This is a genomic window from Citrobacter sp. RHBSTW-00029 (assembly GCF_014104295.1).
Taxonomy (GTDB): domain Bacteria; phylum Pseudomonadota; class Gammaproteobacteria; order Enterobacterales; family Enterobacteriaceae; genus Citrobacter; species Citrobacter youngae.
Window position 1 is genome coordinate 2,817,338 of sequence record NZ_JABXRT010000001.1, and the last position, 20,239, is coordinate 2,837,576.

21 protein-coding genes are annotated in these 20,239 nt (G+C 51.8%); 16 read left to right on the forward strand and 5 right to left on the reverse strand.

All coding sequences use genetic code 11. The annotated features are described in order from the left end of the window. Nucleotides 1–123: 123 nt before the first annotated feature. Genes leuS through nadD form a run of 4 tightly spaced genes read left to right on the forward strand, consistent with a single transcriptional unit; the run spans nt 124 to nt 4,988 of the window. Nucleotides 124–2,706 (forward strand): leucine--tRNA ligase, encoded by a 2,583-nt coding sequence (gene leuS, locus HV041_RS13910; RefSeq protein ID WP_086523620.1) that lies wholly within the window; start codon nt 124–126, stop codon nt 2,704–2,706. Nucleotides 2,707–2,720: 14 nt separating this feature from the next. Continuing rightward, complete coding sequence (gene lptE, locus HV041_RS13915; RefSeq protein ID WP_048212293.1) at nt 2,721–3,314, forward strand: LPS assembly lipoprotein LptE; 594 nt, start codon at nt 2,721–2,723, stop codon at nt 3,312–3,314. Further along, a complete protein-coding gene (gene holA / locus HV041_RS13920; RefSeq protein WP_121584357.1) occupies nt 3,314–4,345 on the forward strand; it encodes a DNA polymerase III subunit delta in 1,032 nt (343 codons plus the stop codon). The genes lptE and holA overlap by 1 nt, the downstream gene beginning before the upstream one ends. Nucleotide 4,346: 1 nt before the next feature. After that, entirely contained in the window at nt 4,347–4,988 is a 642-nt protein-coding gene (gene nadD / locus HV041_RS13925) for a nicotinate-nucleotide adenylyltransferase (RefSeq protein ID WP_086523834.1), read from the forward strand. On the opposite strand, the gene cobD is transcribed toward nadD, so the two are convergent. After that, entirely contained in the window at nt 4,963–6,057 is a 1,095-nt protein-coding gene (gene cobD / locus HV041_RS13930; RefSeq protein WP_121584356.1) for a threonine-phosphate decarboxylase CobD, read from the reverse strand. The genes nadD and cobD overlap by 26 nt on opposite strands. A 97-nt stretch (nt 6,058–6,154) precedes the next feature. Between cobD and HV041_RS13935 the strand changes: the two genes are divergently transcribed. The 10 genes from HV041_RS13935 (at nt 6,155) to lipA (ending at nt 15,622) form a co-directional block, all read left to right on the forward strand. Continuing rightward, the gene (locus tag HV041_RS13935) at nt 6,155–6,766 is read left to right on the forward strand and encodes an adenosylcobalamin/alpha-ribazole phosphatase (protein ID WP_165712213.1); all 612 of its coding nucleotides are present in this window, start codon (nt 6,155–6,157) and stop codon (nt 6,764–6,766) included. Nucleotides 6,767–7,021: 255 nt separating this feature from the next. Further along, nucleotides 7,022–7,339 carry a ribosome silencing factor gene (gene rsfS / locus HV041_RS13940; RefSeq protein WP_003022728.1) on the forward strand — a complete coding sequence of 106 codons (318 nt, stop codon included), beginning with the start codon at nt 7,022–7,024 and terminating at the stop codon, nt 7,337–7,339. Between the two features lie 3 nt (nt 7,340–7,342). After that, on the forward strand, nt 7,343–7,810 hold the full coding sequence (rlmH, locus tag HV041_RS13945; protein WP_003022725.1) for a 23S rRNA (pseudouridine(1915)-N(3))-methyltransferase RlmH: 468 nt from the start codon (nt 7,343–7,345) through the stop codon (nt 7,808–7,810). A gap of 30 nt (nt 7,811–7,840) precedes the next feature. After that, on the forward strand, nt 7,841–9,742 hold the full coding sequence (mrdA, locus tag HV041_RS13950; protein WP_048212298.1) for a peptidoglycan DD-transpeptidase MrdA: 1,902 nt from the start codon (nt 7,841–7,843) through the stop codon (nt 9,740–9,742). A 2-nt stretch (nt 9,743–9,744) separates the two neighbouring features. Further along, complete coding sequence (mrdB, locus tag HV041_RS13955) at nt 9,745–10,857, forward strand: peptidoglycan glycosyltransferase MrdB (protein ID WP_003022718.1); 1,113 nt, start codon at nt 9,745–9,747, stop codon at nt 10,855–10,857. Nucleotides 10,858–10,867: 10 nt separating this feature from the next. Next, the gene (gene rlpA, locus HV041_RS13960; protein ID WP_061067511.1) at nt 10,868–11,971 is read left to right on the forward strand and encodes an endolytic peptidoglycan transglycosylase RlpA; all 1,104 of its coding nucleotides are present in this window, start codon (nt 10,868–10,870) and stop codon (nt 11,969–11,971) included. A gap of 142 nt (nt 11,972–12,113) precedes the next feature. After that, nucleotides 12,114–13,325, forward strand: coding sequence for a D-alanyl-D-alanine carboxypeptidase DacA (gene dacA, locus HV041_RS13965; protein WP_048212300.1), 1,212 nt, complete (start codon nt 12,114–12,116; stop codon nt 13,323–13,325). Nucleotides 13,326–13,431: 106 nt separating this feature from the next. Beyond that, the gene (gene ybeD / locus HV041_RS13970) at nt 13,432–13,695 is read left to right on the forward strand and encodes a DUF493 family protein YbeD (RefSeq protein WP_000850547.1); all 264 of its coding nucleotides are present in this window, start codon (nt 13,432–13,434) and stop codon (nt 13,693–13,695) included. 113 nt (nt 13,696–13,808) lie between these two features. Then, nucleotides 13,809–14,450, forward strand: coding sequence for a lipoyl(octanoyl) transferase LipB (gene lipB, locus HV041_RS13975; RefSeq protein ID WP_048212301.1), 642 nt, complete (start codon nt 13,809–13,811; stop codon nt 14,448–14,450). A 206-nt stretch (nt 14,451–14,656) separates the two neighbouring features. Further along, complete coding sequence (gene lipA / locus HV041_RS13980; protein ID WP_003022702.1) at nt 14,657–15,622, forward strand: lipoyl synthase; 966 nt, start codon at nt 14,657–14,659, stop codon at nt 15,620–15,622. Between the two features lie 97 nt (nt 15,623–15,719). On the opposite strand, the gene tatE is transcribed toward lipA, so the two are convergent. Continuing rightward, nucleotides 15,720–15,923, reverse strand: coding sequence for a twin-arginine translocase subunit TatE (tatE, locus tag HV041_RS13985; protein ID WP_048212302.1), 204 nt, complete (start codon nt 15,921–15,923; stop codon nt 15,720–15,722). A gap of 128 nt (nt 15,924–16,051) precedes the next feature. Further along, entirely contained in the window at nt 16,052–16,840 is a 789-nt protein-coding gene (locus HV041_RS13990; protein WP_048212303.1) for a deaminated glutathione amidase, read from the reverse strand. A gap of 90 nt (nt 16,841–16,930) precedes the next feature. Between HV041_RS13990 and crcB the strand changes: the two genes are divergently transcribed. Next, nucleotides 16,931–17,314: a fluoride efflux transporter CrcB gene (gene crcB, locus HV041_RS13995; protein ID WP_043015566.1), complete on the forward strand. Its 384-nt coding sequence runs from the start codon at nt 16,931–16,933 to the stop codon at nt 17,312–17,314. A gap of 51 nt (nt 17,315–17,365) precedes the next feature. On the opposite strand, the gene cspE is transcribed toward crcB, so the two are convergent. Together cspE and pagP are read right to left on the reverse strand one after the other, a co-directional pair. Continuing rightward, nucleotides 17,366–17,575, reverse strand: coding sequence for a transcription antiterminator/RNA stability regulator CspE (cspE, locus tag HV041_RS14000; RefSeq protein WP_000034825.1), 210 nt, complete (start codon nt 17,573–17,575; stop codon nt 17,366–17,368). A gap of 189 nt (nt 17,576–17,764) precedes the next feature. Next, nucleotides 17,765–18,328, reverse strand: a complete 564-nt coding sequence (pagP, locus tag HV041_RS14005; RefSeq protein ID WP_048212304.1) for a lipid IV(A) palmitoyltransferase PagP — start codon at nt 18,326–18,328, stop codon at nt 17,765–17,767. A gap of 457 nt (nt 18,329–18,785) precedes the next feature. Between pagP and dcuC the strand changes: the two genes are divergently transcribed. Continuing rightward, on the forward strand, nt 18,786–20,168 hold the full coding sequence (dcuC, locus tag HV041_RS14010; protein ID WP_121584354.1) for an anaerobic C4-dicarboxylate transporter DcuC: 1,383 nt from the start codon (nt 18,786–18,788) through the stop codon (nt 20,166–20,168). The last annotated feature ends 71 nt before the right edge of the window (nt 20,169–20,239 follow it).

The following is a 20,239-nucleotide window of genomic DNA, read 5'->3' on the forward strand; positions in this document are numbered from 1 at the left end:
ATTCAACGCTGAATGCGCGAAAGGCTGTTTTGACGCGGGCGTTTGGGCTATGCTATGCGGATCTGAAACACCACATCTAGAGCTACGTTTGTAGCTGTATTGAAAACAGGACCACTGGCTGCCATGCAAGAGCAATACCGCCCGGAAGAGATAGAATCCAAAGTACAGCTTCACTGGGATGAGAAGCGCACATTTGAAGTTACCGAAGACGAGAGCAAAGAGAAGTATTACTGCCTGTCTATGCTTCCCTATCCTTCTGGTCGACTACACATGGGCCACGTACGTAACTACACCATCGGTGACGTGATCGCCCGCTACCAGCGCATGCTGGGCAAAAACGTACTGCAGCCCATTGGCTGGGATGCGTTCGGCCTGCCTGCGGAAGGTGCGGCGGTAAAAAACAATACCGCGCCAGCACCGTGGACGTACGACAACATCGCGTACATGAAAAACCAGCTCAAAATGCTGGGCTTTGGTTACGACTGGAGCCGTGAGCTGGCGACCTGCACCCCGGAATATTACCGCTGGGAACAGAAGTTCTTCACCGAACTGTACAAAAAAGGTCTGGTATACAAGAAAACCTCTGCGGTGAACTGGTGCCCTAACGACCAGACCGTACTGGCGAACGAACAGGTTATTGACGGCTGCTGCTGGCGCTGCGATACCAAAGTTGAGCGTAAAGAGATCCCACAGTGGTTCATCAAAATCACCGCTTACGCTGACGAACTGCTGCGTGATCTGGATAACCTGGATCACTGGCCTGATACTGTTAAAACCATGCAGCGTAACTGGATTGGCCGTTCTGAAGGTGTAGAAATCACCTTCAACGTGAACGGTTACGACAACACGCTGACCGTCTACACCACCCGTCCGGATACCTTTATGGGTGCGACCTACCTGGCCGTTGCCGCAGGTCACCCGCTGGCGCAAAAAGCGGCGGCAAATAACCCGGAACTGGCTGCCTTCATTGACGAATGCCGTAACACCAAGGTTGCTGAAGCCGAAATGGCGACCATGGAGAAAAAAGGCGTCGATACCGGCTTTAAAGCGGTTCATCCGCTGACTGGCGAAGAAATCCCGGTTTGGGCGGCAAACTTCGTCCTGATGGAATACGGCACCGGTGCGGTGATGGCCGTTCCGGGTCACGATCAGCGCGACTACGAATTTGCCACCAAGTATGGCCTGTCCATCAAGCCGGTAATTCTGACTTCTGAAGGCGCAGAGCCGGATTTGTCCGAGCAGGCACTGACCGAAAAAGGCGTGCTGTTTAACTCCGGTGAGTTTGACGGCCTGGCCTTCGAAGACGCGTTCAACGCCATTGCCGACAAGCTGGTCGCTCTGGGTGTCGGTGAGCGTAAAGTTAACTACCGTCTGCGCGACTGGGGTGTTTCCCGTCAGCGTTACTGGGGCGCGCCAATTCCGATGGTGACGCTGGAAGACGGTACCGTACTGCCGACACCAGAAGATCAACTGCCGGTAATTCTGCCAGAAGATGTCGTCATGGACGGTATCACCAGCCCGATCAAAGCCGATCCGGAGTGGGCGAAAACCACCGTTAACGGTATGCCTGCCCTGCGTGAAACCGACACCTTCGATACCTTTATGGAGTCCTCCTGGTACTACGCGCGCTACACCTGCCCGCAGTACAACGAAGGCATGCTGGACCCAGAAGCGGCAAACTACTGGCTGCCGGTTGATATCTACATTGGCGGTATTGAACACGCCATCATGCACCTGCTCTACTTCCGCTTCTTCCACAAACTGATGCGCGACGCGGGCATGGTCAACTCTGACGAACCGGCTAAACAGCTGCTGTGTCAGGGAATGGTGCTGGCCGATGCGTTCTACTACGTTGGCGCAAACGGCGAACGCAACTGGGTTTCTCCGGTTGACGCCATCGTTGAGCGCGACGAAAAAGGTCGTATCGTTAAGGCGAAGGATGCTGAAGGCCATGAACTGGTGTATACCGGCATGAGCAAAATGTCCAAGTCGAAAAATAACGGTATCGACCCGCAGGTCATGGTTGAACGTTACGGCGCGGACACCGTGCGTCTGTTCATGATGTTCGCCTCTCCGGCTGATATGACACTGGAATGGCAGGAATCCGGCGTAGAAGGGGCAAACCGCTTCCTGAAGCGTGTCTGGAAACTGGTTTATGAGCACACTTCACAGGGTGATGCTCCGGCGCTGAACGTTGCTGCACTGACGGAAGATCAAAAAGCGCTGCGTCGCGACGTGCACAAAACCATTGCTAAAGTGACTGATGATATCGGTCGCCGTCAGACCTTTAACACCGCAATTGCGGCGATTATGGAACTGATGAACAAGCTGGCGAAAGCACCGCAGGAAGACGAGCAGGACCGTGCCCTGATGCAGGAAGCGCTGCTGGCCGTTGTACGCATGCTCAACCCGTTCACCCCACACGTTTGCTTCACCCTGTGGCAGGCGCTGAAAGGCGAAGGCGATATCGACAATGCGCCGTGGCCGGTAGCTGATGACGCCGCAATGGTTGAAGACTCAACGCTGGTTGTGGTTCAGGTAAACGGCAAAGTACGTGGCAAAATCACCGTTCCGGTAAACGCCACTGAAGAGCAGGTTCGTGAACGTGCTGGCCAGGAGCCTCTGGTGGCAAAATATCTTGATGGCGTTACCGTACGTAAAGTGATTTATGTACCGGGTAAACTCCTCAATCTGGTCGTTGGCTAAGCGCGGGAGGAAGCGTGCGATTTCTGACAACATTGTTGTTATCTCTGGCGGTGCTGGTCACCGCCGGGTGTGGCTGGCATCTGCGTAGTACTACGCAGGTTCCCCCCACGATGAAAACCATGATTCTGGTCACGGGTGATCCGAACGGCCCGTTAAGCCGGGCGGTGCGTAATCAGTTGCGTTTGAATGGCGTTACACTGCTGGAAGACAGCTCAACGCGCAAAGACGTTCCGTCCTTACGCCTTGGCGCGGTCAGCATTTCGCAGGATACCGCCTCCGTGTTCCAGAACGGTCAAACCGCTGAATACCAGATGGTGATGTCCGTGAGTGCTTCAGTCCTGATCCCGGGCCATGATATTTACCCGATCAGCGCTAAAGTCTATCGTTCATTCTTCGACAACCCGCAAGCGGCACTGGCGAAGGATAACGAGCAGGAGATGATCGTTAAAGAGATGTACGACAAGGCGGCCGAGCAGTTGATTCGTAAACTGCCAAGCGTACATATTGCTGATGTTCAGTCATCCGGCGATGACGTCGAGCCTGCAGTGAAAACTGCAGCGCCAGCGTCCTCCTCTCCGGCGCGTGTTTCCACCACGCTGGGTAACTGATGCTCAAGTTGTACCCTGAACAACTCCGCGCACAGCTCAATGAAGGGCTGCGCGCGGCGTATTTACTCTTAGGTAACGATCCCCTCTTATTGCAGGAAAGCCAGGATGCCATCCGCCAGGCTGCCGCAACGCAAGGGTTCGAAGAACACCACGCTTTCACCCTGGACAACAGCACCGACTGGGGGGAAATTTTTTCACTCTGCCAGGCGATGAGCCTGTTTGCCAGCCGTCAAACGTTACTCCTGCAGCTGCCAGAAAATGGCCCCAATGCCGCCATTAACGAACAACTTGCCTCGCTCGTCACACTGCTACATGACGATCTGCTGCTTATTGTTCGTGGTAACAAGCTGACCAAAGCCCAGGAAAACGCCGCATGGTATACCGGACTGGCGAATAACGCGGTACTGGTCAGTTGCCAGACACCTGAACAGGCACAGCTTCCGCGTTGGGTAGCCGCAAGGGCGAAACATCATAATCTGCAGTTGGATGACGCCGCCAACCAGCTCTTATGCTATTGCTACGAAGGCAATCTGCTAGCGTTAGCGCAGGCGCTGGAGCGGTTGTCGCTACTTTGGCCTGACGGTAAATTAACATTGCCTCGTGTGGAGCAAGCCGTTAACGATGCCGCGCACTTTACCCCGTTTCACTGGGTGGACGCGCTGCTGATGGGCAAAAGCAAACGCGCGCTGCATATTCTGCAACAGCTCCGTCTTGAAGGCAGTGAACCCGTTATTTTGTTACGTACTCTGCAGCGGGAATTATTACTGCTGGTGAACCTGAAACGGCAGTCGGCCCATACCCCATTACGGGCATTGTTTGACAAACATCGGGTATGGCAAAATCGCCGTGGCATGATGGGAGAAGCGTTAAACCGACTGACTCCCACGCAGTTACGTCAGGCGGTCACGCTGTTAACACGTACGGAAATTATGCTTAAACAAGACTATGGTCAGTCAGTGTGGGCAGAGCTTGAGGGACTTTCCCTGTTGCTTTGCCATAAATCACTGGCAGATGTTTTTATTGATGGTTGATATGAAATCATTGCAGGCTCTGTTCGGCGGCACCTTTGATCCGGTGCATTATGGTCATCTGAAACCCGTTGAAATTCTGGCTAATCTGATTGGCCTCTCTCGGGTCATTGTCATGCCCAATAACGTGCCACCACATCGTGCACAACCGGAAGCCTCCAGCGCTCAGCGTAAACATATGCTTGAGCTGGCCATTGCCGACAAACCTTTGTTTTCACTGGATGAACGCGAGCTAAAACGCGATACCGCCTCGTACACCGCGCAAACGCTGCAAGAGTGGCGTGTGGAACAAGGCCCGGATGCACCGCTGGCATTCATTATTGGTCAGGATTCACTGCTGACCTTTCCTTCCTGGCATGACTACGACACGATTCTGGACAACACCCATCTTATCGTGTGTCGACGTCCGGGTTACCCGCTCGAAATGGCACAGGAACAGCACCAGCAGTGGCTGGAAAATCATCTGACCCATACGGCAGATGATCTGCATAACCTGCCGGCAGGTAAGATTTACCTTGCCGAAACGCCGTGGTTCAATATCTCCGCCACGCTTATCCGCGAACGCCTGGAAAAAGGCGAGCCGTGCGACGACTTACTGCCACGCGCCGTGCTCGACTATATCAACCAGCAGGGTTTGTACCGCTAAGCGTGTTGTTTAATGCCGCCAACAGGCGGTTATTTTCGTCCTTACTGCGAACAGCAACCCGGTAATAACGCGCGTCCAGGCCAGGGTAATTGGCACAACTGCGGATCAAAACATGTTGTTCCAGCAGTGATTTTTGCAAATCGATATCCAGTCGATCGCAGCGTAACAGCCGATAGTTAGCCCGACCGGGATAGACTGTCAGGCCGGGCAGTGTTTGCAATTGTTGATCAAATCGCTGTCCTTCCTGTGCCAGCCATTGCCACGTCGCCTGCTGGTAGGCGCTATCGCTAAGAATCAGCTCTCCCGCCAGCGCGGCAAATGCGTTAATTGACCACGGCATTTGTCGGCTGCGCATCCGTGCCACGGCCTGTTCATCGCTATTGACCAGATAACCCAGTCGCAACCCCGGTATCGCATAGAACTTGGTCAGCGAGCGAAGAACCCAAATGTGCGGATTCTCTTGTAGCCGCGGAATAAAACCTTCCTCCCCGGCAATAAAATCGATAAAGGCTTCATCCAGAATCAAGGTAATCCCCAATTCAGCGCAGCGCGTTGCTATCGCAGCAAGCAGATGACCATCGGGCAATAGCCCTGTAGGGTTGTTGGGCGTACAGAGAAAAAGGCAGTCCAGCTCTGGCGTTAACACATCAAGGATCGTGGCGGTGAGCTGCCAGCCATCCTCCTCGCGCAGCGCAAATTCATGGATCGCACATTCTCCCCATTCCAGCGCCCGGCGGTATTCAGCAAATCCAGGGGCAACAATCATCGCATGACGCGGCTTGAGCCCATTAACCAGGGTGAAGATAGATTCTGTTTCGCCATTCCCCGCGAGGATCCACGAAACAGGTATCTGGTGATGCTGCGCCAGCGCCGCATGCAACTGGGTGTAGTCAACGTCCGGGTAGCATTCAGCCCTGTCCAGATTGTCGATAAGCGCGCATTTTAAGGTTGCGGGCATACCCAGCGGGTTAATATTCGCGCTAAAATCCAGCAATTGCTCAGGCGGGATGCCCAACAATGCGGCGGCTTCTCGGGTATTACCGCCGTGCGCGCTCTTCAATAAAGACATCGTGCCGCTCCAGTTAAAAAGGGGTATTTTATTGAAAAAATCTCTGCGCAATCAGGGCAAGCATCATATTTTGTGCGAATAGCCCCAAGAGGAAAAAATGAGACTCTGGTTAGTACGTCACGGAGAAACCGAAGCCAATGTCGCTGGGCTATACAGCGGTCATGCCCCCACACCGCTAACGGAACGGGGGATTGTTCAGGCGCAATCACTGAGTGGGCTGCTACGCAATGTCCCTTTCGACAACGTTCTGTGCAGCGAGCTGGAACGCGCCCGCCATACAACCCAACTGATTCTGGCGGAACGCGATGTTCCTGTGTGTGTCATGCCTGAACTTAATGAGATGTTCTTTGGCGACTGGGAAATGCGCCATCATCGCGATCTTGCGCGCGAAGACGCTGAAAATTATGCCGTATGGTGTAACGACTGGCAGAACGCAACCCCAACTAATGGCGAAGGATTTCAGGCATTTTCACAGCGTGTTGAACGTTTCATTGCTCAGCTTGCTGAATACAAAGACAGTAAAAATCTGTTGGTGGTAAGTCATCAGGGCGTGCTGAGCGTACTGGTGGCCCGGCTGCTGTCCATGCCCACGGCCGCCATGTGGCACTTTCGCATCGAACAGGGATGCTGGAGTGCCATTGATTTTTGTGACGACTTTGCAGTTCTGAAAGTTCTCAATAGTCGCGCCGTGTGGCACGAGGGTGAGTGAATGCACTGTTTTTTCTGCCGAAGGGCCTCTCTCCCATTGACACCCTATGACAGGCTGCTATTCTCCGCAACCTGACTTTTCCCGCCTTTCAGAGCTTTGCAGAAATTGTTTTACAAAAATGGCGATGCATTCTGTTGCGTGGGGTGGGATGATAGCGCACCTCAAAAGCGCTTTCGGAGACATTTGTCCCGATATCGCCTCTGGTTCAGGTATACTAACAGACGTTTTTAACTCTTTTTCACCCAGGGGGAACACTTGCAGGGTAAAGCACTCCAGGATTTTGTAATCGACAAAATTGATGACCTGAAAGGTCAAGACATCATCGCCTTAGATGTTCAGGGCAAATCCAGTATCACCGATTGCATGATTATCTGCACTGGCACGTCCAGCCGCCATGTCATGTCTATCGCCGATCACGTTGTTCAGGAGTCTCGCACCGCCGGTCTGCTGCCGCTTGGCGTAGAAGGCGAAAACGTAGCTGACTGGATCGTCGTCGATCTTGGTGATGTGATTGTCCACGTGATGCAGGAAGAAAGCCGTCGCCTGTATGAACTGGAAAAACTCTGGAGTTAATGCGTGAAGCTGCAACTTGTCGCTGTGGGTACGAAAATGCCTGACTGGGTGCAAACCGGTTTTACGGAGTACCTGCGCCGGTTTCCGAAAGACATGCCCTTTGAGCTGATCGAAATCCCGGCAGGAAAACGCGGCAAGAACGCGGACATTAAGCGCATTCTCGACAAAGAGGGTGAACAGATGCTGGCCGCCGCAGGCAAAAACCGCATCGTCACCCTTGATATCCCAGGAAAACCCTGGGACACGCCACAACTGGCGACCGAGCTGGAACGCTGGAAACTGGATGGTCGTGACGTCAGTCTGTTGATTGGCGGACCGGAAGGACTGTCCCCCGCCTGTAAAGCGGCAGCGGAGCAAAGCTGGTCACTCTCTGCATTAACCCTTCCCCACCCTCTTGTCCGGGTGCTGGTCGCAGAGAGTTTGTACAGGGCGTGGAGCATTACCACCAACCATCCTTATCACCGTGAGTGATCATTGATTCTTGAGTAGATTAAGCAGCGGATGAAACTACAGAATTCTTTTCGCGACTATACGGCTGAGTCCGCGCTGTTTGTGCGCCGGGCGCTGGTCGCTTTTTTGGGGATTTTGCTGCTCACTGGCGTGCTAATCGCCAATCTTTATAATCTGCAAATCGTTCGCTTTACTGATTATCAGACCCGTTCGAACGAGAACCGCATCAAACTGGTGCCTATCGCCCCCAGCCGCGGCATCATTTATGACCGCAACGGAATTCCCCTCGCCCTTAACCGCACCATTTATCAGATAGAAATGATGCCGGAAAAGGTCGACAACATTCAGGATACGCTCGACGCGCTGCGTAACGTCGTCGATCTGACGGACGATGACATTGCCGCCTTCAAAAAAGAGCGCGCCCGTTCACACCGCTTCACCTCTATTCCGGTAAAAACCAACCTGACTGAAGTTCAGGTCGCACGCTTTGCCGTGAATCAGTATCGTTTTCCTGGCGTCGAAGTTAAAGGCTATAAACGCCGCTATTACCCCTACGGCTCTGCACTGACCCACGTGATCGGCTACGTATCGAAGATCAACGATAAAGACGTTGAACGCCTGGATAAAGACGGCAAGCTGGCCAACTACGCGGCGACGCACGACATCGGTAAGCTGGGTATTGAACGTTATTACGAAGACGTACTTCATGGTCAAACCGGTTATGAAGAGGTTGAAGTCAATAACCGCGGCCGCGTTATTCGCCAGCTTAAAGAAGTGGCGCCGCAGGCCGGGCACGATATCTATCTGACGCTTGATTTGAAACTCCAGCAATACATTGAAACGCTGCTGGCGGGTAGCCGTGCCGCCGTCGTGGTCACAGACCCGCGTACTGGCGGTGTCCTGGCACTGGTCTCTATGCCAAGCTATGACCCGAACCTGTTCGTGGACGGCATCTCCAGCAAAGATTATTCCGGGTTACTCAATGACCCCAATACCCCACTGGTTAACCGCGCCACGCAAGGCGTTTACCCTCCGGCGTCCACGGTTAAACCTTATGTGGCGGTCTCTGCGTTAAGCGCAGGCGTTATTACCCGCAATACCGGGCTATTCGATCCGGGCTGGTGGCAATTACCCGGTTCAGAGAAACGTTACCGTGACTGGAAAAAATGGGGTCACGGTCATCTGAACATCACCCGTTCTCTGGAAGAGTCCGCTGATACGTTTTTCTATCAAATCGCCTATGATATGGGGATTGACCGTCTTTCTGAGTGGATGAGCAAGTTTGGTTACGGCCATTATACGGGCATCGATCTCGCTGAAGAGCGCGCGGGTAACATGCCAACCCGCGAGTGGAAGCAAAAACGGTTTAAAAAGCCCTGGTACCAGGGTGATACAATCCCTGTCGGTATCGGTCAGGGCTACTGGACAGCAACACCTATCCAGATGAGTAAAGCGCTGATGATCCTCATCAACGACGGCATGGTGAAAGTCCCTCATCTGCTGATGAGCACAGCGGAAAACGGCAAGCAAGTGCCGTGGGTACAGCCACATGAGCCTCCTGTCGGTGACATTCATTCTGGCTACTGGGAAATCGCCAAAGACGGTATGTACGGTGTAGCGAATCGCCCTAATGGGACTGCGCACAAGTATTTTGCTGGCGCACCCTACAAAATTGCGGCGAAATCCGGTACCGCGCAGGTATTTGGCCTGAAAGCCAATGAAACCTATAACGCACATAAGATCGCCGAACGTTTACGTGACCACAAACTGATGACTGCATTCGCGCCCTATGACAAACCCGAGGTCGCTGTCGCGATGATCCTCGAAAACGGTGGGGCCGGTCCGGCTGTAGGTACACTCATGCGCCAGATCCTTGACCACATTATGTTGGGTGACAACAACACCAATCTGCCTGCTGAAAACCCGGCGGTTGCAGCAGGTGAGGACCAATAATCGTGACGGATAATCCGAACAAAAAAACATTCTGGGACAAAATTCATATCGATCCCACAATGTTGCTTATCTTGCTGGCCCTGCTGGTCTACAGCTCGCTGGTCATCTGGAGCGCCAGCGGCCAGGATATTGGCATGATGGAACGTAAGGTCGGCCAGATCGCTATGGGGCTGGTCATCATGGTGGTGATGGCGCAAATTCCTCCCAGAGTCTATGAAGGTTGGGCGCCGTACCTCTATATCTTCTGTATCATCCTGTTGGTTGCTGTCGATGCCTTCGGCGCCATTTCCAAAGGCGCACAACGTTGGCTGGATTTGGGAATCGTGCGTTTTCAGCCCTCGGAAATCGCCAAGATAGCCGTCCCACTGATGGTGGCGCGCTTTATCAACCGCGATGTCTGCCCACCTTCGCTGAAGAATACGGCTATAGCGCTGGTGCTCATTTTTATGCCCACGCTGCTGGTTGCCGCGCAGCCTGACCTCGGCACCTCAATCCTGGTTGCGCTTTCCGGCCTGTTTGTCTTGTTCCTCTCCGGCTTGAGCTGGCGTTTAATCGGCGTTGCTGTGGTTCTGGTGGCCGCATTTATTCCAATACTGTGGTTCTTCCTGATGCATGATTACCAGCGACAACGCGTGATGATGCTTCTCGACCCGGAAACCGATCCGCTGGGCGCGGGCTATCACATTATTCAGTCTAAAATTGCTATTGGTTCAGGTGGGCTACGCGGCAAAGGCTGGTTGCATGGTACGCAGTCGCAGTTGGAGTTTTTGCCCGAACGTCATACTGACTTTATCTTTGCAGTACTGGCGGAAGAGCTGGGTCTGGTAGGGATTTTAATCCTGCTTGCCCTGTACATTTTGCTGATTATGCGCGGATTGTGGATCGCCGCCCACGCACAAACGACCTTTGGTCGCGTCATGGCCGGTGGTTTAATGTTGATATTATTCGTTTATGTCTTCGTAAATATTGGTATGGTGAGCGGTATTCTGCCTGTAGTTGGGGTTCCACTCCCACTGGTCAGTTACGGAGGCTCTGCACTGATCGTGCTGATGGCCGGGTTCGGGATTGTCATGTCGATCCACACCCATAGAAAAATGTTGTCAAAAAGCGTGTAAGGGGTACGCAATGCGTAAGCAGTGGATTGGAATCTGCATCGCAGCAGGAATGCTCGCGGCGTGTTCAAGTGATGATGGTCAGCAACAGGCTGCCGTCGCGCCGCAACCTGCGGTGTGTAATGGTCCGATTGTTGAAATCAGCGGAGCCGATCCGCGTTTTGAACCCCTGAACCCAACGGCGAATCAGGACTATCAGCGTGACGGTAAGAGCTACAAGATAGTCCAGGATCCCTCCCGCTTTAGCCAGGCTGGACTGGCCGCCATTTACGATGCGGAGCCAGGAAGTAATTTGACCGCATCAGGTGAAGCGTTCGACCCGATGCAGCTGACTGCTGCGCACCCGACGCTGCCCATTCCAAGCTATGCCAGAATTACTAACCTGGCAAACGGTCGAATGATCGTCGTACGCATTAACGATCGTGGCCCATATGGCAACGATCGCGTCGTTTCGCTGTCGCGAGCAGCAGCCGATCGTCTGAACACATCTAACAACACGAAAGTGCGTATCGATCCTATCATTGTCGCACAGGATGGTTCTCTGTCCGGCCCAGGTATGGCCTGTACGACAGTGGCCAAACAAACCTATGCCCTGCCCTCTCGCCCTGATTTAAGCGGCGGTGGCAGCATGCCTGCTACACCGGATGCGGGTCAGCCGCAAGGAGATATCCGCCCGATCAGCAATTCCACGCTGAAAAGCGATGACCCTACCGGAGCACCAGTAAACAGCGGTGGATTCCTCGGTGCGCCGACTACGCTCGCTTCCGGCGTGCTTGAAGGTAGCGAACCGACGCCAGCGCCACAACCGGCTGCCCCTGTGACTGCGCCAGCCACAACACCGACTGTTGCAGCAGCACCAGCCGTCGCCGTTGCCACTCCGGCAGCTGCAGCCAACGGTCGTTACGTCGTTCAGGTTGGTGCGGTAAGCGAGCAGGCGCGTGCACAGCAGTATCAAAAGCGTTTAAGTCAGCAGTTTGGCGTTCCGGGCCGGGTTGTGCAAAACGGTGCCGTTTGGCGTATTCAGATGGGGCCATTCGCCAGCAAGGCTGAAGCCTCCACACTGCAGCAGCGTCTGCAATCCGAGGCGCAATTACAGTCCTTCATCACCGGCGTGTAATAACGTAAACCAGGCATCTGAATTGTCAATTTCTGTAAATGACATTAACAAAGTCACGCGGAAAGTCAGATGCCTGCCAGTTATGCATTTGCTATAGTAGGGCACTTTTTTTAATTTCACCACGGACGTCGTAGTTCAGACCATGAAGACCACTTTTTCCGCTCGTTTCGTGCAGCGCATGGCGCTCACCGCGGCTCTCTGCGCAGCCTCTCTTTCTGCTGCCCATGCAGATGACCTGAATATTAAAACCATGATCCCGGGTGTTCCGCAGATCGATGCGGAGTCGTATATCCTGATTGACTACAATTCAGGCAAAGTTCTCGCAGAACAAAATGCGGACTCTCGCCGTGACCCCGCCAGCCTGACCAAAATGATGACCAGCTACGTCATCGGCCAGGCGATGAAAGCCGGGAAATTCAAAGAAACCGATCTGGTCACCGTCGGCAACGACGCCTGGGCTACGGGCAACCCGGTGTTTAAAGGTTCATCGCTGATGTTCCTCAAACCTGGCATGCAGGTTCCTGTTTCTCAATTGATCCGTGGTATTAACCTGCAATCAGGGAACGATGCTTGCGTGGCAATGGCGGACTTCGCAGCCGGAAGCCAGGATGCTTTCGTCGGTCTGATGAACAGCTATGTGAATGCGCTGGGCCTGAAAAACACCCACTTCCAGACCGTTCATGGTCTCGATGCTGACGGTCAGTACAGCTCGGCCCGTGACATGGCACTGATTGGTCAGGCGCTAATTCGCGACGTGCCCAACGAATACTCTATCTATAAAGAAAAAGAGTTCACCTTTAACGGTATCCGCCAGCTCAACCGTAACGGTCTGCTGTGGGATAACAGCCTGAATGTTGACGGTATCAAAACCGGCCACACTGACAAAGCTGGCTACAACCTCGTTGCATCCGCAACCGAAGGCCAGATGCGTCTGATCTCCGCCGTGATGGGTGGTCGCACCTATAAAGGCCGCGAAACTGAAAGTAAAAAACTGCTGACCTGGGGCTTCCGTTTCTTTGAAACCGTGAACCCGTTGAAAGTCGGCAAAGAGTTTGCTTCAGAACCGGCCTGGTTTGGTAATACCGATCGTGCGTCATTAGGTGTCGATAAAGACGTGTACCTGACTATTCCACGCGGCCGCATGAAAGATCTGAAAGCCAGCTATGTTCTGAACACCACAGAACTGCATGCACCGCTGCAGAAAAACCAGGTTGTCGGCACCATCAACTTCCAGCTTGATGGCAAAACCATTGAACAGCGTCCGTTGGTGGTTCTGCAGGAAATCCCGGAAGGCAACTTCTTTGGAAAAATCATTGATTACATTAAATTAATGTTCCATCACTGGTTTGGCTAAAAATCGAACACTTGAAAGTGTGATTTACGTCCCCATATACTAGGTATCCAGATAACTCCCACGCGCCGTGGGAGTTATTATTTTTTGATGTAACGCCGGAGCTGACATGAAAACCAAACTTAACGAACTGCTTGAATTCCCTACTCCATTTACTTACAAAGTAATGGGGCAGGCGTTGCCTGAGCTGGTTGATCAGGTGGTTGAAGTGGTACAGCGCCATGCGCCAGGTGATTACTCCCCAACGGTAAAACCGAGCAGCAAAGGCAATTACCACTCGGTCTCTATCACTATTAATGCGACACACATTGAGCAAGTTGAAACACTGTACGAAGAATTAGGTAATATCGATATCGTACGTATGGTGCTGTAAAAGCCTGTCGGTTACCCGCTGCATCCCCGCTCGGGTAACCCCTCCCCCCTGTGATATACTTTCCCCCTCTTTAACATTCTCTACTCTATGTGAGTATCTACGGAGATGCCGTTTTGTATCAGGATAAAATTCTTGTCCGCCAGCTCGGTCTTCAACCCTACGAGCCAGTCTCTCTGGCCATGCACGAATTCACCGATACCCGCGATGAACATAGTCATGATGAAATCTGGCTGGTAGAGCATTATCCTGTCTTTACCCAGGGTCAGGCCGGTAAAGCAGAGCACGTACTGATGCCCGGTGATATTCCCGTTATCCAGAGCGATCGGGGCGGTCAGGTGACATACCACGGACCCGGCCAGCAGGTTATGTATGTTCTGTTGAATCTCAAACGCCGCAAACTGGGCGTGCGTGAACTGGTAACACTGCTGGAACAAACCGTGGTGAATACGCTTGCGGAGATAGGTATTGACGCCCATCCGCGCGCTGATGCGCCTGGCGTATACGTTGGGGAGAAGAAAATCTGCTCTTTGGGATTACGTATTCGTAGAGGATGTTCGTTTCACGGCTTAGCGCTCAACGTGGATATGGATTTGTCGCCTTTCCTGCGTATCAATCCTTGTGGTTACGCCGGAATGGAGATGGCGAAAGTATCGCAGTGGGATAGCGCAGCCACGACCGAGAGCGTGCGTCCTCGTCTGCTGGCTAACATTTTAGCGCTGTTGGGCAATCCCCCCCACGAGTACATCGCAGACTGAAAAACAGGTTATCGTTTGCCGCAGCATATGTTGTGGCAAATGGCACAAAACAACAACTATTTTACATTTTGCCAGCCTGTCAGGCTGCTTTCTGGCCCGTTTCAATGATATACTGCGTATCACTAATTCAAAAATAGTTGATAAATGCAACATTCCCTTGAATTGAAACGCTTTCCTTCGTAATTCGCAACTGGAACACGCAAGCTATGAGTAAACCCATTGTGATGGAACGCGGTGTTAAATACCGCGATGCCGATAAGATGGCTCTTATCCCGGTAAAAAATGTAGCAACAGAGCGCGAAGCCCTGCTGCGTAAGCCGGAATGGATGAAAATAAAACTGCCAGCGGACTCCACTCGCATCCAGGGTATCAAAGCAGCGATGCGCAAAAATGGCCTGCACTCTGTCTGCGAAGAAGCGTCCTGCCCTAACCTGGCAGAATGTTTCAACCACGGGACCGCAACCTTTATGATCCTCGGCGCAATCTGTACTCGCCGCTGTCCATTCTGTGACGTTGCCCACGGTCGCCCGGTTGCCCCTGATGCTAACGAACCGTTAAAACTGGCCCAGACGATTGCGGACATGGCGCTACGCTATGTTGTCATTACCTCCGTTGACCGCGACGATCTACGCGATGGTGGCGCTCAGCATTTCGCGGATTGTATCACCGCAATCCGTGAGAAAAGCCCGTCGATTAAAATCGAAACGCTGGTACCTGACTTCCGTGGTCGTATGGATCGTGCGCTGGATATCCTCACGGCCACCCCGCCAGACGTGTTTAACCATAACCTCGAGAACGTTCCGCGTATTTACCGTAACGTACGCCCTGGGGCTGATTACAACTGGTCACTGAAGCTTCTGGAACGTTTCAAGGAAGCGCACCCTGAGATCCCAACCAAATCCGGTCTGATGGTGGGTCTGGGTGAAACCAATGCTGAAATCATTGAGGTTATGCGTGACCTGCGCAGCCATGGCGTGACCATGCTGACGCTGGGGCAGTATTTACAGCCAAGCCGTCACCACCTGCCGGTTCAGCGCTATGTAAGCCCGGACGAGTTTGATGAGATGAAGGCTGAAGCCATGGCAATGGGCTTTACCCATGCAGCCTGCGGCCCATTTGTTCGTTCTTCTTATCATGCGGACATGCAGGCGAAAGGGCTGGAAGTGAAGTAATCGTGTAATACTCACTTACATTTCAGCAATAAAAAAACCGGCAATTGCCGGTTTTTTTTCATGCAGAGTATGCAGTATGAGCATCGTGCTCCTGACATTACTCTTTATGGGAAAGCTTCTCAGTCTGAACGCTACCGTCAGCATCTTTCTTAGCATCGGCATTATCATCGTTCATCGCTTTCTTGAAGCCTTTAATTGCCGTTCCCAGGTCTCCACCCAGTGTACGTAACTTCTTGGTACCAAACAGCAGAACGACCAGTGCGGCAACCACCAGCAGTTTGGTAATACTAATCTCACCCATAGATACCTTCTTAACTTAAACCAGGCTGCATAAAGCGCCATATTAACCTGAGAATATTAACGGCCTTTCGACGCGCGCACACAATAGCAATCTGTAACAAGGTGAATCAAGCCTTGTTTAAAAAAACGTCATAATAATTGCGGTGGCGCAAAGCGGCGGTTACGTAACACAGGAAGTTGCGCCCTGACCTGCCTCACCCGCTCAGCAGAAACCTCCGTCATTATCAGCGCAGGCGTTTCCGCCGCAGCGGCAATCGTCACGCCAAACGGATCGATAACCCGGCTTTGACCGATATTCTTGTTACCACACTCCCCCGCAGCAATCACATAACAGGTTGCATCCAGAGCTCTTGCCGCCAACAGCGTTGTCCAATGATGGTCTTTGAGCGATCCTCGCACCCAGGCCGCCGGTAAGACCAGGATTTCAGCCCCCTGTAACGCGAGCGCCAATGCCAGCTCAGGAAAGCGCAGGTCATAGCAGGTCATTAACCCTACCTTTAATCCGTCTACGTCCAGCAATGGCGCTACAGCCTCACCTGCATCGACATTCCGCGACTCCTGAATCGAAAAGGCATCATAGAGATGTAATTTTGCGTAATGGGCGATAACCCGACCTCTCCGTAACGCAACCAGCATGTTCAACGCCCGGCCAGGTACAGAGGGAACATGAATCGTCAGAATCGTCGTCATCTCATTTTGCGCACTCTCTTGCTGTAACCGCGTCAGAAAACCGCCTTCCAGTAGCTGGGCTGACTTCACCGATAGATCGGGGTCGAGATCGTCACGGGCCAACAGCGCTTCCGGCAGCACCAACAGAGATGCGCCTTCTCCTGCGGCCTGAGACATCAACTGGACACACGTTTCCGCATTTTTTTCCCACGAGGGGCCCACGGCAAATTGCCCTGCTGCAACAAACATATTCCCTCCAGAAAAATGGGTTAAGCTCGCCAACAACGATTATTCAGCGTTACACTCACGCTATATACAATCAAATAGCAGGATTATGCAGTGTTACAACTCCTTTTAGCAGTTTTTATCGGTGGCGGTACAGGAAGCGTAGCAAGATGGATGTTAAGCATGCGGTTCAATCCGCTGCATCAGGCCATCCCATTCGGTACGCTGGCAGCAAATCTGATTGGCGCGTTTATTATTGGCATGGGGCTGGCGTGGTTTAACCGCATGACAAACATTGATCCAATGTGGAAAGTGCTCATTACCACCGGTTTCTGCGGAGGACTGACGACGTTTTCAACCTTCTCGGCAGAAGTCGTGTTTTTGCTGCAAGAGGGACGCTTTGGTTGGGCAATGGTGAATGTGCTGGTTAACCTGTTGGGTTCATTTGCGATGACAGCTCTGGCATTCTGGCTGGTTTCTGCCTCTCCTGCACACTAGGCGAAAAAAAACCCGCAATTAAGCGGGTTTTGAATGCTTGCTGTCGTATGCTTACAGAGCGATTACGTTTGCAGCAGAAGGGCCTTTGGCACCGTTAGTGATTTCGAACTCTACGCGCTGACCTTCAGCCAGAGTTTTAAAACCATTGGTCTGGATTGCAGAGAAGTGTACGAACACGTCTTTGCTGCCATCTTCCGGAGTAATGAAACCGAATCCTTTGGACTCATTAAACCACTTAACGTTACCTTTAATCTTAGACATCAAAATTACCTTTACATGAAAAATAGACACAAATGCTGTGTCGGGTATCAGTACAACAATTGTGATGCACTTTGTCCAGTCGAACTTTGTCAAAAAGTGATAAATGTCGCGTTATTTTTCGGACAAACAATGTATCCATCTGTTTTTAAACAAGTTTATAATAATCCACCTGACAATACAGGTAGCCTGTCAAAACTGGAAACGCATCCAGGCAAAGTAGACATTTCCGTTGTTATACGTACCCGGAATGTAGGTCATCTGGAACGTTGCCGGCCCATAGCCTATCGATGCCAACGGCAGGATCAATGGCACGGGAATATAGTTCCAGTTATCGCGCGCGGTGAAACCAGCTGTATAGCCCAGCCCCAGACGGAAATTATCATCGGCCAGCGGTCGCCAGGTTTTTTCCCAGCCATAGCCGCCAATCGGCTCCCATTTATTAAAGGAATCCTTGAAGGCCATAATATAGAGCCCGTGCCAATTACCTTTATCATCCCAACGGGACTGGCCAAATCCTGCCCCCCAGGGACGTTCGTTGTAGCGATCGGTTTTCTCTTTATCGTAGGCAAAACGCGCATGCCAGGTAATGGCCGGCACATACAGATCATAATGCTCAGGCTGCTGCCAGGTTTCACTGACATTATCTTTAAAAGTATCAAACCACCCTTTATCCTCAGCAAAACCCTGAGGAATAAAGGCTAACTGAATAAAAAGAAATGAAAAAATGAGAAAATAACGTTTAGCGACAATCACGACTTAATTACCATCCTGGGAGTTAGTATTAATTGTAGCAAACAAAACCTTAATGTTAGCTTAACAAAGATGCGCTAATAAAAAATCAGAATATTCTCCACATATAAATTTCAGATCGTTGTCATTATATTTATTGTGGTTTTTATATGTGACATGTTCTCTTATTTCTATTAACCGGCTTCTTTTACGCAAAAACACCAAATAAATTACAATCAATTAACATTAATGCATCATCACAAAACAAAATAACACATAAAACCAGAGTGTTTCACAGTTTTTGATTGCCGTACTCCCTTTTCATCCGCTATGTTGATAAAACGCCTGCGCCATCGGTTGAATCCGTATTTTTATTGATTTTAATCAGCAAGAGGCAGGTGTTTATTAGGCACATTCTCACACCGCTTTATGCTTTTTTTAGTTTTTTTACTTTCTGGGCGTCAATATGACAGGGGAAACAATGTTGACATTTATAGAACTCCTTATTGGAGTCGTTGTTATTGTGGGTGTGGCTCGCTACATCATTAAAGGTTATTCCGCGACCGGCGTATTGTTTGTCGGGGGCCTGGTTTTATTGATTATCAGCGCCCTGATGGGACATAAAGTTCTGCCCGGCAGTGCCGAAAGTACCGGCTACACCGCGACAGATATTGTTGAATATATTAAAATTTTGCTGATGAGCCGCGGCGGCGACCTCGGCATGATGATTATGATGCTGTGTGGTTTTGCCGCCTACATGACGCATATCGGCGCGAACGATATGGTCGTTAAGCTGGCCTCCAGGCCCCTGCAATATATCAACTCGCCTTACATGCTAATGATTGCCGCCTATTTTGTTGCCTGCCTGATGTCACTGGCAGTCTCTTCGGCAACCGGGCTGGGCGTGCTGTTGATGGCGACACTCTTTCCGGTCATGGTTAACGTTGGGATCAGTCGTGGTGCTGCGGCGGCCATTTGCGCCTCCCCTGCCGCAATCATTCTTTCTCCAACTTCCGGGGATGTCGTGCTGGCTGCAAAAGCAGCGGAAATGCCACTGATCGACTTCGCGTTTAAAACCACGTTGCCGATTTCCATTGCTGCCATTATTGGTATGGCGATTGCTCATTACTTCTGGCAGCGCTATCTGGATAAAAAAGAGAACATCTCTCACGAAATGTTAGATGTGGCAGAAATCACCACTACGGCTCCCTCGTTTTACGCCGTTCTGCCGTTTACCCCGATCGTCGGTGTACTGATTTTTGATGGTAAATGGGGCCCGCAACTGCACATTATCACGATTCTGGTGCTGTGCATGCTTATTGCCGCAGTGCTGGAGTTCATCCGCGGATTCAACACCCAGAAGGTTTTCTCAGGTCTGGAAGTCGCCTACCGCGGAATGGCAGATGCCTTTGCTAACGTCGTCATGTTGTTAGTTGCAGCCGGTGTATTTGCTCAGGGTCTGAGCACCATTGGCTTTATTCAGAGTCTGATCTCTATCGCCACCTCATTTGGTTCTGCGAGCATTATTCTGATGCTGGTCCTGGTGATTCTGACCATGCTGGCCGCAATGACCACGGGCTCCGGTAACGCGCCTTTCTACGCCTTCGTTGAGATGATCCCAAAACTGGCGCACTCTTCCGGTATCAACCCTGCCTACCTTTCGATCCCAATGCTGCAGGCGTCAAACCTCGGACGCACAATCTCCCCGGTATCCGGTGTGGTTGTGGCTGTCGCGGGGATGGCGAAGATTTCACCGTTTGAAGTCGTAAAACGAACTTCTGTTCCGGTAATGGTCGGACTGCTGATTGTGATTATCGCCACTGAAGTGATGGTACCGGCAACGTCTGCCCTGATTGGCGGTTAACGATACCTGTTAATACCTGACCTTAATACACAAAATCATTTATGCTGCATCGCGGCGGCAAGTGAAGACAT